The organism is Catellatospora sp. IY07-71, assembly GCF_018326265.1.
Lineage (GTDB): Bacteria > Actinomycetota > Actinomycetes > Mycobacteriales > Micromonosporaceae > Catellatospora.
This window is the reverse complement of sequence record NZ_AP023360.1, coordinates 5,446,910-5,459,831: the sequence shown is the minus strand read 5'-3', so window position 1 is coordinate 5,459,831 and position 12,922 is coordinate 5,446,910. Positions and strand designations below refer to the sequence as shown.

The following is a 12,922-nucleotide window of genomic DNA, read 5'->3' as shown; positions in this document are numbered from 1 at the left end:
ACCCACCGCCGCCCGCGCCGCGGTTCACGGCGCCCAGGGCGCCGCGAGGGCCCAGCTGCTGTCCGCGGTCAGCGTCTGGGGCCGGTTGAAGCCCCCGTCACCGCCGCCGGACGCGATGTACACCTGCGACTCGAAATGCCGCAGGTACGAGCCCGGGAAGTTCAGCGACTCGAACGTGACCCCGGTGCCGCCGACGCCGGGCCGGGCGCAGAACGTGGCGTCCTGGCGCATCAGCGCCGTGCCGTCGTCGGGCGAGTTGCGCACCCGGCCGGCGGCATGGCGCAGGAACTGCCCCGGGAAGTTCACCGACTCGAACGAGTAGCACGACGAGTCGGCCAGGCCCCGGCGAACGGTGTAGGTCGCGTCCGCCTTCAGCAGCGCGCCGCTGCCGGAGTTCACGATCTCGGTGTAGGCCAGGCTGTCGGCGTGGCGCAGGTAGCGGTCGGTGTGCCCCCAGGTGGTCACCCGCAGGGACTGGCGGACGTTGGTCGCCGGCAGCACCGAGCTGCGCCACAGCGCCGGAGCGTTCACGTCCCAGGTGCTGTCGGCGGCGAACCCGGTGGCGCTGTCCCACGCGTTCGGGCCGCCGCTGCGGGCCAGGTAGACGTTGTCGGCGTAGTGGCGCAGGTAGTGGCCCGGCAGGTTCAGCGCCTCGAACGACGTGCCGCCCGCGGCGAGGCCGGTCCGGCTGCACCAGGTCGCGTCCGCGGCGAACGTCCCGCCCGTGTCGGCGTCCAGGCGGACCCGGAACGCGGCGTGGCGCAGGTATCGCCCGGGGAGGTTGACCGACTCGAACGAGTAGCAGCGCGGGTCGGCCCGGCCCGGCACGGTGCGGAAGGACGCGTCCTGCCGCGCCCCGTCCGCGCTCGCCGTGGTCAGCACGTCGGTGCGGGCCAGCGAGTCGGCGTGGCGCAGATACCGGTCGGTGAACCCTGGGGTGGTCACCCGCAGCGACCTGACGTGGCCGAGGGTCAGCACCACGGGCGCGTTCAGGTTGCGCGAGGCCGCGATCAGCCCGGCGTGCGCCGCGCGGACCAGGTTCGTGTCGACCTTCTGCACCCGCCGGTCATAGGTGAACAGCCCGTTGTACTCACCCTCGACATCGGTGATCTCCGTGTAGATGTACGCCGACACGCCCTTGACGGTCATGAGCTGCTGCACGTCGCGGACCATGCCGGTGTAGCGGTCGTTGAGCTGCGCGGCGCTGCCCATCTGCTCGTAGGCGAAGAACTGCCCGTTGGGGCTGTACTCGTGGCCCGGCGTGCGCAGCCCGAGCCCGCCGAACTCGCCGAGCACCGAGACCCGGGTCGCCGACGGGCGCGGCGCGTCCGGGCCGGTGTAGACGTGCCAGTCCATGATGTCGCCGGTGCCCGGGTCGCCCTTGGACACGCAGCAGTTGTAGCCGCTGTGGGCGTTCATCAGCCGGGTCGGGTCATAGCTCTCGAGCTGGTTGGTGATCCGCTGCGTGTCGGCCAGGCTCCACTCGCCCCAGCCCTCGTTGAACGGCACGTACGTGATCACCGCCGGGGAGAACCGGTGTTCGTCGATGATCTCGCGGGCCTCGGTCTCGAACTGGGCGATCTGCGCCGGGGTGCGGCTGGCGTCGAACGCCGGGGTCGACGGCACGTCCTGCCATACCAGCAGGCCCAGGCGGTCGGCGTGGTAGTACCAGCGGGCGGGCTCGACCTTGATGTGCTTGCGCACCATGTTGAACCCGAGGTCCTTGTGCTTCTGCAGGTCGAAGGCCAGCGCCGCGTCGGTCGGCGCGGTGTACAGCCCGTCGGGCCAGAAGCCCTGGTCCAGGGTGCCGACCTGGAACACGAACTCGCCGTTGAGGGTCGGGCGCAGCACCCCGTTGACGAGCCTGGTGCCGACCTCGCGCATGCCGAAGTAGTTGACGACCTGGTCGACGACCGCACCGGAGCCGTTGCGCAGCGAGACCCGCAGGTGGTACAGGTACGGATCGTCGGGCGACCAGCGCCGCGCGTTCGGCACCGGCACGGTGAACTCGGTGAAGCCGCCGGTGGCGCTGCCCACCACGGTCGCGCCCGCCATCGCCTCGCCCAGCACGGTGTGCCCGCTGACGTCGCCGCGGGTGAAGACGCGCACCCGGGCGGTGTTGTTCGCCAGGTTCGCGTAGACGTCGACGGAGTAGATCGACGACACCGGCGTGGGCTCCAGCCACACGGTCTGCCAGATGCCCGAGGTGGGCGTGTAGAAGATGCCGCTGGGGCTGTTGACCTGCTTGCCCACCGGCTGCTTCTCGCCGCGCCCGTCGGTCGGGTCGTAGACGCGCACCACGATCTCGTTGGTGCCGCCGTTGAGCTGCGGGGTGATGTCGACCTCGAACCGGTCGTAGCCGCCGCGGTGGCTGGTGACCTGCACCCCGTTGACCCATACCGTGGCCTCGTAGTCGACCGCGCCGAAGTGCAGCTGCACGCGGCGGCCGGACCACGACGCCGGGACGGTGAAGGTGCGCCGGTAGAACATCAGGTCGCGGTTGTCGTTGCGCATGATGCCCGACAGCGCCGACTCCACCGGGTACGGCACCAGGATGCGCTCGGGCAGCGTCTGGCCGAGCGGCGGCGCGGCGTTGCGGTTGACGTTGCCGGCCCCGTCGGTGGCGGGGTTGAGGAACTGCCACTCGCCGTTCAGCGACTGCCAGTCCGGCCGGGTCATCTGCGGGCGCGGATACTCCGGCAGGGGGTTCGTCGTGGACACCTGGCTGGTCCACGGAGTCGTCAGCGGTGGCGTCTTGGGCGTGACTGCCGCGGCCGGGGCGGCGCTGAAGACCAGCACTCCGGCCAGCGTCAGCACGGCCGCTGCGGAGGCGGTGAGGCGGCGCATGGTGCTCCTTGGGATCGGGAAGGGACGATCGGGGACGGGCGGCGCCGGGCACGACGCGGGTGAGGCGAGCACGGCGGTGCCGCCCGCGAGCTGCGGGCAGCGTGCAGCGTTCCGTCGGAAAAGAGACGGATGTCGACTATGAGCCGCGCTGTATAACGTTATAGAGCCCGATGCCCGGAAGCGTCAATGCTTTGCGTCAATGCTTCGATGCCGCCCGCATCCCGGGGACGGCGAGGCTGGCGCAGAGCCGCCTGCTCCGCGCCGGCCTCGATGCTGCCTCGGCTGCGCTCAGCCCGCCGACCGGACGGGCCACATGCGAGTCAGGACGCGCCCGGTCACTCCGGCGGCCGCAAGCGTGCCGAGCTGCCGGGAGTCACGTGAGGCCTCCCGGTGGTCGCCGAGCACGTAGATCTCCCCCGTCGGGACGGTCACGGCCGAGCACTCCGTGACGGCCCCGGCCGCCAGGTAGTCCTCGTCGATCCTGGCCGCGTTGCGGTAGACGGCGCCGTCCCGGCACTCGATCACGTCACCGGGCAGCCCGATGACCCGCTTGATCCATGTTTCGCTGCCGGTCCCCCAGGCGGCGTCCTGGATCACCACGATGTCGCCGTGGTCGAGACCGCTCCAGCGGAAGCTCAGCTTGTCGATGAGAACGCGGTCCTCGATGTGCAGGGTGGGCTCCATCGAGCCCGACGGGATGTAGGCGACGCCCGCCGCATAGGCGTTGACCGGCACACCGATGGCCGCGGCGGCGATCACGGCCACGACGGTACGTCGCCGGACCCGGACCCATCGGGGGACCTGCGCCGCCCGCCATGTCGCCCGCAGGCCGCTCAGGGTCCACCGCACCGCCTCCCACGAGCCCGAGGTCTGCTCGAACTCGCCGATGAGCGCCTCGCCCCATTCGCTGCCGCGTGCGCCGCGCCCGCGCACCCCGAGGATGAGCGTGCGCCGGGCGGCGCGCCGCAGCCATGGCTCGGTCATGATGCCGTCCTCGGTGTCGCGGTGATGGGGTTGGCGGCGGCACGCGGCTTCGCCGCCGCCAGCCGGGCGCGGGCGAGTTCGAGCCCGTCGCCGGTGAGCCGGTAGAGGTGGCGCGGCGGGCGGCCGGGCTGCTCGGAGGGTTCCCAGCGGGTCTCCAGCAGGCCGCGCTCGACCAGGCGGGCCAGGATCGGGTAGAGGGTGCCGGGCGCGAGGCTCGTCTGCTTGCTGAGGCCGTAGCCGTAGTGCCAGGCCGATGGATCGTCCACCAGGGAGCCGAAGACCTTCAGGGTCTGCGGTGAGCTGTCAGGTATTCGCGGCATGTCCAAAGTCTATATATGAAGAGTTTGGTCGACAAGGGTCCGCCGCGAGCCCGAGAGCCACCGACACCGTCCACCGCCGACTGCCGAAGGTGCTCAGGCGACGCCGGGCCGGGTCATCAGCGGCGACCGCAGGTGCAACTCCAGGCTGGGACCGGTCAAGGGCACCGTGCTCCACGTCGCCGTCGCCGAGCCGGTGTCGAGCATCAGCCTGACCCGGTGCGGGGTGGTGATCATGAACAGCTGAGCCCCGCAGCCGGAGATCGACGGGTGTCTTGACAATCGCGAAAGGGTTCCCCGATCCTCGAGAGAGCGCTCCCTCGAAGATCGTCGGAATACGGCCCACGCCCGCGGCAGGACTGATGACAACGACAGCTGTACACCTCGACCGTGTAGTGGCGCGGGCCGCTGTGGCGCGGGCGGTCCTGCTCGGACGGGCGGCGGCCACCCTCGCCGTCGCGGGCGGCGTGCTGCGCCTGCGCGAACGGCCCGCACCGCTGGTCACCGTGCTGCTGCTCGTCGTGCTGACGGCGGCCGTCGCGCTCGTGGCGCTGGCCCGCGACCCCCACATCGTCGCCCACCCCGTGCCGGTGCTGACGATTGACGCCGCGACCGTCGCGGCCGTGCTGGGCATCGGCGGCGCCGACGTCGCCTTCTTCTGCTGTGCCGCCGGAGCGAGCGCGCTGGCCGGAGTGCTCGCCGGGTTCTGGGCGCTGCTGCCGGCCGCCTGCTACACCGGGCTCGGCTACCTGGTGGCCGGGCACGTGCTCGGCGCGGCCGGGGACACCGCGCATCTGGCCGGTTTCGTGCTGGCCTTCCCGATCGCCAACGTGCTGGCCGCCGTCGGCGCCGCGGTGGCCACCGCCGCGCTGGCCGCCCACGTCGAGCTTTCGGTCAGGCTGGTGGCGTCGGCGCAGCGGACGGCCGCGGCGGCGGAACGGTCCCGGCTCGCCCGCGAACTGCACGACTCGGTCACCAAGACGCTGCGCGGGGTGTCGTTCGCCGCGCTGGCGCTGCCGACGTCGCTGCGGCGGCAGCCCGCGCTCGCCGAGCAGCTCGCGGCGACGGTGTCGGCCGGGGCCACCGCGGCGGTACGCCAGGCGCAGGAGGTCCTGGAAGGGCTCCGCCTCGACGACCCGGACCACGAGCTCGGCGTGACGGTGGACAGGATCTGCCGCAGGTGGTCCGACCGTGCCGGCGTCCCGGTCCGCAGCACGGTCACCACCGGGGACCTGCCGGTGGACGTGCGCTACGAGCTGGCGCGGATCCTGCACGAGTCGCTGGAGAACGTCGCCCGGCATGCCGGGGCGGGTTTCGTGACGGTGGAGCTGGCGTACGCCGACGGCGGGGTCCGGCTGCGGGTCACCGACGACGGAGCCGGGTTCCGCGTACCGGACGAGTGGAGCGGCTGCTTCGGCCTGATCGGGATGGCGGAGCGGGCCGCCGCGATCCGCGGCACGCTGCGCGTGGTGTCCGCGCCGGGCGCGGGCACGACCGTCGTCGCGGACATCGCGCTGCACCTCCCCGCGGGAGCACCGGCATGATCTCGGTGATGGTCGTGGACGACAATCCCATCGTCCGCGCGGCCCTGTCCGGCAGTCTCGCGCTCTGCCCGCAGGTGCGCGTGTCGGCCCAGGCCGCCGACGGGCGCGAAGCCGTCAGCCTGGCCCGGCGGGACCGGCCCATGGTCACGCTGCTCGACCACCGCATGCCGGTGGCCGACGGGCTGTCGGTGCTCGGGCAGCTGGTCGCCCACACCCGCGTGCTGGTGCTCACCAGCGACGCGAGCCCGCAGCTCATCGGGCAGATGCTGCGTGGCGGCGCACGCGGCTACCTGGTCCACGGCGCGTTCGATCCGGCGGAGCTGCACCGCGCGGTGTTGGCCGTCGTGGCCGGGCAGGGCTGGCTGTCCCCGGCGGCGGCCGCGGTCGCCACCGCGACCCTGCGCGACCAGGCCGATCAGGAGCGCGCCCGCCGCGACCTCGCCGAGCGGCGGCGGCTCGCGAAGTCCCGGTACGGGCTCACCCGGCGCGAGCAGGAGGTGCTGTCGCAGCTCGCGCAGGGCCTGTCGAACGCGGCCATCGCCCACCGGCTGATGCTGGCCGAGAAGACCGTCAAGAACCACCTGCAGCACATCTTCGCCAAGCTGGGCGTGGCCAGCCGCACCGAGGCGGTCGTCGTGTGGACCGGGCAGCGGTAGCGGCGTGCCTGTCGTGTCCACGCGAATGCTGGGCTGGGCGGCCCTGGTGCTGGCCGTCACCGCGACGATCGCCGTCGTACCGCCGCTGATCATGCCCGGCCCCCGGCCGGACCGCGCACCGTCGGCCGAAGGTCCGCACGGGCCGCCGACCGCGCAGCCGTCACCCACCCCGTCTCCGCCCGCGCCGTCGCGGATCTCGACGGCGTCGGCGCGGCCGGACCGCCCGGATGCGGCCGTCCCGCCGGCGAAGACGACCGCGCCCGCGGCGTTCAGGCCGATCACCGTGCATGCCGCCGACCCGGCCAACCTGCGGGTGGGTGCTCGCATCATCGAGTGCCCCACCTGTGTGGACGGCAGCCGGGTCGGCTACATCGGCGGCCCGAACACCCTCGCGGTACGCATCGCCGGGGTGCCGCGGGCCGGTGAGTGGACGCTGACCGTCGTCTACGAGACCGAGCAGCCGCGTACCCTCAAACTCGCCGTCGACGGCGGCCCGATCCGCGAGCTGCACCTCGCGGGGGCCCGGAGCTGGCTGATCCCGGTGCGGGTGTCGGTGCGGCTGCGGCTGCCGAAGGGCGCCTGCTGGATCAGGTTCTTCAACGACACCGGCTCAGCCCCTGACATCAACACCGTCACGGTCGGCTGACCCGGGCGGGCGCCTCGCACGCCGCCCGCCCGGGTGGCCGTTCAGAACTGCCCGGCGCTGTTGCACTTGGCGGACTGGACGATGCAGTTCTTCACCCGGTGTCCCTGCGCGTCGTTGTCCCAGACGTTGACGAAGTCACCGTGCATGGACGACGCCATGCCCGACGCCAGCGTGAACCCGTCGGCACTGCCCACGGCCGGGTAGGCGATGACGAACGACACCGACGGGATGGCCACCGGGAACGCGCTCGGGCACGTTCCGTTCGGGGTGTATGCCACGTGCGACTTGTGGTCGGGGCTGTCCAGGTGCACGCCGTCCCAGCAGTCGGGGAACACGAGCTGGAACATCAGCGTGCCGCCCGGCGAGCAGACCGGCCAGTTGCCGTCGGCGCTGCGGCCGATCTCGCCGCCCGTGGTCCCGCCGACGCAGTAGAACTGGTTGACCGCGCCGGCAGGCGTCGGAACCTGGCGCCCGGCACTGCCCGCGATCATCTTGAAGCCCAGCGGGAACGGCACGGTCCGGCTCGGGTCGGCCAGCCGCGAGCCGTAATACACCACGACCCCCTTCGGCTCGACCACGGCGCCGCGCTCGTACAGGGTCGGCACCCAGTACGCCGACAGGTCGGCCGGGGCCGGGGTGCACGTCGTGGTGGCGTTGGCGCGCAGGGTGTCCAGCGTGGAGCCGGCGTTGGTGCTGCGGTTGCCGAAGAAGCTGTGCATGTGGGAGGCGCCCGGCAGCCCCGGGAACACGATGGGGTCGTCCCGGAAGGAGTGGCTGTAGGTGCAGGTCGCATTGAACTCCGGGACCCGCACGGCGTTGGGCGGGGCCGGTGCCATGGCCATCGCCCGGAAGGCGGCGAGCTGCGCGTTCCACGCCACCGGGTCGACGTCGACCCAGCCGGGGCCAGTCCCGGTGCCGCCGGAGCCGAACGAGAGCCAGTTGAGGTTGACGAAGTCGGCGCCGCTGCCGGTGTTGGCCATGACCGCGTACACCGTCTGGACGCCGGCCGGGTGGCTGGTGAGGTTCACCGTCTGGGTGACCCACGCCTGCCAGCCGCCGGTCGCGGTGATGGTGAACCGGGCCAGCACCGGCCCGGTCGGCGACGCCGTACGCAGCTCGATCGTGCCCTGCCCGCCGACGGCGGAGGCGACCCGCACGGAGACGGCCATCGTGCCCGAGGCGCCCAGGTCCACGCCGTCGTAGCGCAGCCAGTCCCCGCGGGCCAGGTAGCCCACGGCGGAACCGCCGCCGGTGTCGACGGTCGGCTCGACGACGGCACCCGACTGCGCCGCGTACGCCTCGGCCTGCACCACCAGTTCGGCGGCGGCGCCCGCCGACGGCGTCAGCGCGGCCACGGCCGCCGCGAGCACCATCGCCGCGGCACCGGCGCCCAGCGGGATCGCCCGCCGCCGTCTTGTCCAGCCCCTTGTCATGCATGACCTCCTGCCGTCGCTGAAAGAACGAGTCGTTTCAACGTAGTTACGGAGGCGGGGCCGGACCTGAGGCGAAAGCCTCATGGGCGGCCGGTTTCCGGGCCCACATGCCGGCCGCAAATCGGTGGACCGGAGCTGCCGCGCGCCGCTAGCCTGCTGCCCAGCCAAGTCGTCAAGGCAAGGACCGGCCGTTGTACACCCTTTGAGAACCACCGAGCGCTGAACCTGTCGCGCGTCGCGCCTGTGCGCCGCGCACCTTCCTGCTGCGGACTTCTCACTGAACGGGTGTACCTCCATGCTCCAGAACCGGGCAGTCGTGCCCGTCTGCCTGCCGCTCGTCCTTCGCCGCCGCCCCTGCGCAGCCGAGCGCAGGCTGGCCGGCGTCAGCTTCCGTGCCGACATCGACCACGAAATCCGCGACACGTGGCTTCTCGCGCTCTGCACCGCCCGTGCGGACACGGCGAGGCCGACGGTCGTGGAGCGGATGACGGTGCGGCTCCATGCGATGCGAGGCGCCGGACCGGCCGCCTGGCGCCGTCGGTCCGACAGCCGCACTGCTGGCGCGTCAGGTCGTGCGATGCCGCACTGGTATCGCCTCGAACTGGCGCGACGCCTGACGCGTCGGCATCGGCGGATCGGACCACTGTGACGCCATCTGGCGCTGTCGATGGTTGCGGCGGATGGTGACACCGTCAGCGTGTCTCCGATGCGGCGCGAACAGGTCCGAGCGCAGCTGCGCAAGCTGCGGTGGATGATCGATTGACGCTCGCTCCGCCCGACCGGCCGCACGGCACCACCTCGGTGCCGGTGGCTTCGAGCAGGGGTGATCTGATGGTCTACGAAGGCGGGAGGAGGACTCTCACATGATCGACAGCTCACGCCGCTCGCCATGACCCGGCACCGGTTCCACGGTGACGAGACCCGCTTCGACGTGCTCGCCGAGTTCGTCACGGCACGGTTCCCGCAGGCCCGGTACGTCGCCGACGTGGCCGGCGGGCAGGGCATGCTGACCCGGCTGCTGCGTAAGCGGTTCGGCCTGGAAGCCGAGGTCGTCGACCCCCGCGGCTGGACGCTCAAGGGCGTGCCGGCCCGGGCGGAGCCGTACCTGGCGACGCTGGCCGACTACTACGACCTGATCGTCGGCCTGCATCCGGACGAGGCGCTGCGTGAGGTGGTGGACTCGGCCCGGGTGCGCCCCGTGCTGGTCGTGCCCTGCTGCAACTTCTGGGACAGGGACCGCAAGCTCGGGCGCGATGAGCTGCTGACCGCGATCACCGCCCATCACCGCGCCCTGGGCGGCCGGGCCGAGCAGGTCGAGCTGGCGTTCCGCGGCCCGAAGAACCACGCCCTGATCCTGCTGCCACCACCGGAGCGCCACGGCTGACACCGCGCGTCAGGCAAGCCTGGCGGCCCGCGCCGCCGGGGCCGGGTCCGCGCCGGTCAGCCGGCAGTCTGGAACACCGACCCGGTGGTCTGACCGCCCTCGCTGCGGGCGGCCAGGCAGTACAGCAGCCAGGTGTCCTGGTCGATCTGGATCGGCCAGGCCTCGCGCCGCCAGCCTTCGGTCGTCGCACCGGCCCGGGTTCGCCGCGCCATGGTCTGCTCGGAGCAGAGGGCGGCGACCTCGTCCCGGCCCATGAGCTTGTTGTGGTCGGTGAACTCGGCCCCGGCCGGCAGCGCCCCCACCACGAATGTCTCCCAGCTGTGCGGCTCATCGCAGGCGAGCCGCCTCGGCCGCTGCGCCGTGCCGCTCGACATGAACAGGCCGGCCCAGCACTCGGGTGTGGGCGGGCAGGCGGCCGCACCGCACGCCACGAAGCCGGCGGGCACCTGCTGACCGGTGGTGGCCCCGCCCGGCGCCGTCCACCCAGGGGACGAGTTCCAGCGCCACACCGCCCAGCCGGCCAGACCGCCGCCCGCCAGCATGACGAGCGCGACCGCCACGGCGACGACCACCGGGATCCGGCGGCGCGCGGCGGTCCTGCCGACTCCACGGCCCGGACCGGTGGCGTCACTCGCGTGTGGGCCCGGGGAGGGGGCCTGCGCTTCGGGCGATGCGCCGCCAAGCACACCGAGGGCGGCCGCGGCGAGCGCGGCGGCCGAGGGCCAGCGCTGCTCGGGATCGGCCGCGAGCGCCCGTTCGACCAGTGCGGCCACGGGCGCGGGCACGTCGGCGCGCAGCGGTGGCGGCGGCTGGTTCACCCGCTGCATGGCGACCGCGAAGGGGTTGTCGCCGGTGAACGGGCGGTGTCCCGCCAGGCACTCGTACGCCACGACGCCCAGCGCGTAGACGTCGCTGCGCGGACCGGCGGGCTGGCCGAGCACCTGTTCGGGAGCAAGGTAGGACGGTGTGCCCAGGATGCCGCCCGGCGTGGTCAGCGAGGTGTGTTCCTGGGCTCGGGCGATGCCGAAGTCCGTCAGCACGATGGTTCCGTCGGGGCGTACCAGCAGGTTGCCGGGTTTGACATCGCGATGCACGATGTCCCGGTCGTGCACCGCCTGCAGCGCCTCGGCGGTCTGCGCGACCATGGCCAGGGTGGACTCGACGGTCAGCCGGCCGTGGCGGGCGAGCGTCTGCGACAGCGACTCGCCCTCGACGTGCTCCATCACCAGGTATGCGCTGCCGGCGTCGCCGTGGTAGTCGTGGATGGTGACCACGTTGCGGTGGCGTACCCCGGCCATCGCGCGCGCCTCGGCGAGAAACCGGCGGACGAACGCCGGATCGTCGAGCAGGGCGGGCAGCACCGTCTTCACCGCGACGACGCGGCCGAGCACCGTGTCGGTCGCCCGCCAGACCTCCCCCATGCCACCGGCGCCGATCCGCTCGTCCATGCGGTAACGGCCGCCGAGCAGCGCTCCTGGGCTGTGCATGTGCTGTCTCGCTCCTCGCTGTGATCGGGTGGCCCGCCGACGATAGCGTCGTGCCCCGACACCCCGGCCCCGTGATCGCATACTGGGAACGGCCAGACGCTCAGGCGGCCGACCGCAGGAAGGCAGACGGCAGCAGGGTCGGTCAACGCAGGTCGGCCAGGGCACGGCCGGCGAGTTCGACGGCCAGCGCACGCAGGTCGCCGCGGCGCAGGTTCCTGCCGGCGATGCCGAGGTTGACGATCAGCAGGTCCTGCTCGACGGCGACCAGGAGCCGCGAGCCGTGCTCGAACCACTTGGCGCGCATCCCCGAGATCCGCAGCTCCTCGGCGCCGACGCCGGAGTCGACGCTGCCGGCCGCGCCGAGCTGGTACTGCACGTAGATCGCCGGCGACGCGGCGTCGGTGCCCCGGTGGTAGGCGCAGATGATCAGGCCTTGGCCGGGCTCGGCACGGTGGAACGGGATGTCGGTCCCGGCCGCGTCCGCCACCTCGGCAGGGCTCAGCAGCGTGCACAGGTCCGGCAGCCCGGCGGCGGCACGAGACGACCCGGACGGGCCGGAGGCAGCCGGTGCGGGCGGGTTCGCCGCAGGCCCCGCTGCGGGCGACCCACACGCCGCCACGGTGAGCGGGCCGAGCAGGGCGAGCACGGCGAACGTGCGGGACGGGCGCAGAACCTGAGTCATCCGTACATGACAGAAGACGATCTTCACCGCGGCAACGTAAAGTCAACTTCCGGACATGTTCGACCTGGCATCGTGGCTGCTCGACATGACCGAGCCCGCGGCGCGGGCACACGTCACCGCGTTCGTGCAGACCTGGGCCGCCTCGGTGGCACCGGACGTCTTGTGGCAGGCGTGGCGGCATGCCAAGCCCCTGGCAGCGGTGGTCGAGATGCTCAAGCTGGTGGAGCTGTCCGACATCGTCGGACGCGACTACCACTTCAACTGGATGCCGATGACCTACGGGTGGGCCCGGCGGCTGCTGGCCGCGGCCGCGGACTCCGAGATGGAGATCTGGGGCTGGCGGCGATAAGGCCGGCGATGGTCCGCGACCATGCCGTGCGCCCGAATACCGGTGGTCTGCGTCCTCGACGAGCCGGTACCCTGCCTCGACCAGGATGGGGGTACGCGATGACGGAGACGATGACCCTGTGGCGACCGACCGGGCCCCAGGAGCTTGAACTCGTGCGCGCCTCCGGCTGGAAGGCGTGGCCGCCCCGCCTGCCCGACCAGCCGATCTTCTATCCCGTCCTCAACGAGCAGTACGCGATCATGATCGCGCGGGACTGGAACGTGCCGGCCTCGGGCGTCGGGTACGTCACCCGCTTCGAGGTCGACCGGAGGTTCGCCGCCCGCTACCCGGTCCAGCAGGCCGGCGGGCGCGACATTCTCGAGCTGTGGGTGCCCGCTGACGAGCTGGACGAGTTCAACCGGCACATCGTCGGGCTCATCGAGGTCGTCCACGAATTCCGTCCCGTGGCGGACTCGGCTCAGTAAGCGCCCGGCACGGGCCCGGCACCTGGCGGCAGGGCCGCCGGGCCCGCACGGCGGCCGGCATCTTTCCTTCATCACCAGACCGTCCGACGTAGACAAGCTTCACGAGTGGGCCTTACCGTACAACGATGA

Annotated in this window: 14 protein-coding genes; 7 read left to right on the top strand and 7 right to left on the bottom strand. The window is 72.3% G+C overall.

Annotated elements, in window-relative coordinates:
* Positions 1-24: 24 nt before the first annotated feature.
* The 4 genes from CS0771_RS24075 to CS0771_RS24060 all read right to left on the bottom strand — a co-directional run bounded on the left by CS0771_RS24075 (position 25) and on the right by CS0771_RS24060 (position 4,430).
* Positions 25-2,847: an AbfB domain-containing protein gene (locus CS0771_RS24075; RefSeq protein WP_244870992.1), complete on the bottom strand. Its 2,823-nt coding sequence runs from the start codon at positions 2,845-2,847 to the stop codon at positions 25-27.
* 288 nt (positions 2,848-3,135) lie between these two features.
* Complete coding sequence (gene lepB, locus CS0771_RS24070) at positions 3,136-3,831, bottom strand: signal peptidase I (protein ID WP_212843115.1); 696 nt, start codon at positions 3,829-3,831, stop codon at positions 3,136-3,138.
* Positions 3,828-4,151 carry a PadR family transcriptional regulator gene (locus CS0771_RS24065; protein ID WP_212843114.1) on the bottom strand — a complete coding sequence of 108 codons (324 nt, stop codon included), beginning with the start codon at positions 4,149-4,151 and terminating at the stop codon, positions 3,828-3,830. The genes lepB and CS0771_RS24065 overlap by 4 nt, the downstream gene beginning before the upstream one ends.
* A gap of 93 nt (positions 4,152-4,244) precedes the next feature.
* A complete protein-coding gene (locus CS0771_RS24060; protein ID WP_212843113.1) occupies positions 4,245-4,430 on the bottom strand; it encodes a hypothetical protein in 186 nt (61 codons plus the stop codon).
* Positions 4,431-4,510: 80 nt separating this feature from the next.
* Here CS0771_RS24060 and CS0771_RS24055 point away from each other — a divergent pair, with 80 nt between their 5' ends.
* Genes CS0771_RS24055 through CS0771_RS24045 form a run of 3 tightly spaced genes read left to right on the top strand, consistent with a single transcriptional unit; the run spans position 4,511 to position 6,994 of the window.
* Positions 4,511-5,692, top strand: coding sequence for a sensor histidine kinase (locus tag CS0771_RS24055; protein WP_212843112.1), 1,182 nt, complete (start codon positions 4,511-4,513; stop codon positions 5,690-5,692).
* Positions 5,689-6,348 (top strand): response regulator transcription factor, encoded by a 660-nt coding sequence (locus CS0771_RS24050; protein WP_212843111.1) that lies wholly within the window; start codon positions 5,689-5,691, stop codon positions 6,346-6,348. The genes CS0771_RS24055 and CS0771_RS24050 overlap by 4 nt, the downstream gene beginning before the upstream one ends.
* Positions 6,349-6,361: 13 nt before the next feature.
* Positions 6,362-6,994, top strand: a complete 633-nt coding sequence (locus CS0771_RS24045) for a hypothetical protein (RefSeq protein ID WP_212843110.1) — start codon at positions 6,362-6,364, stop codon at positions 6,992-6,994.
* A gap of 41 nt (positions 6,995-7,035) precedes the next feature.
* Here CS0771_RS24045 and CS0771_RS24040 read toward each other — a convergent pair whose 3' ends face one another.
* Positions 7,036-8,427, bottom strand: coding sequence for a DUF1996 domain-containing protein (locus CS0771_RS24040; protein ID WP_212843109.1), 1,392 nt, complete (start codon positions 8,425-8,427; stop codon positions 7,036-7,038).
* A gap of 295 nt (positions 8,428-8,722) precedes the next feature.
* Between CS0771_RS24040 and CS0771_RS24035 the strand changes: the two genes are divergently transcribed.
* Together CS0771_RS24035 and CS0771_RS24030 are read left to right on the top strand one after the other, a co-directional pair.
* Positions 8,723-9,076: a hypothetical protein gene (locus tag CS0771_RS24035; protein ID WP_212843108.1), complete on the top strand. Its 354-nt coding sequence runs from the start codon at positions 8,723-8,725 to the stop codon at positions 9,074-9,076.
* 240 nt (positions 9,077-9,316) lie between these two features.
* The gene (locus tag CS0771_RS24030; protein WP_212843107.1) at positions 9,317-9,811 is read left to right on the top strand and encodes a hypothetical protein; all 495 of its coding nucleotides are present in this window, start codon (positions 9,317-9,319) and stop codon (positions 9,809-9,811) included.
* 56 nt (positions 9,812-9,867) lie between these two features.
* Here the strand turns inward: CS0771_RS24030 and CS0771_RS24025 are convergent, their stop codons facing one another.
* Positions 9,868-11,298 (bottom strand): serine/threonine-protein kinase, encoded by a 1,431-nt coding sequence (locus tag CS0771_RS24025; protein ID WP_212843106.1) that lies wholly within the window; start codon positions 11,296-11,298, stop codon positions 9,868-9,870.
* Positions 11,299-11,440: 142 nt separating this feature from the next.
* Entirely contained in the window at positions 11,441-11,980 is a 540-nt protein-coding gene (locus CS0771_RS24020) for a hypothetical protein (protein WP_212843105.1), read from the bottom strand.
* Between the two features lie 55 nt (positions 11,981-12,035).
* Here CS0771_RS24020 and CS0771_RS24015 point away from each other — a divergent pair, with 55 nt between their 5' ends.
* Together CS0771_RS24015 and CS0771_RS24010 are read left to right on the top strand one after the other, a co-directional pair.
* On the top strand, positions 12,036-12,329 hold the full coding sequence (locus CS0771_RS24015; RefSeq protein WP_212843104.1) for a hypothetical protein: 294 nt from the start codon (positions 12,036-12,038) through the stop codon (positions 12,327-12,329).
* 98 nt (positions 12,330-12,427) lie between these two features.
* Complete coding sequence (locus CS0771_RS24010; protein ID WP_212843103.1) at positions 12,428-12,793, top strand: ADP-ribosylation/crystallin J1; 366 nt, start codon at positions 12,428-12,430, stop codon at positions 12,791-12,793.
* Positions 12,794-12,922 lie beyond the last annotated feature (129 nt).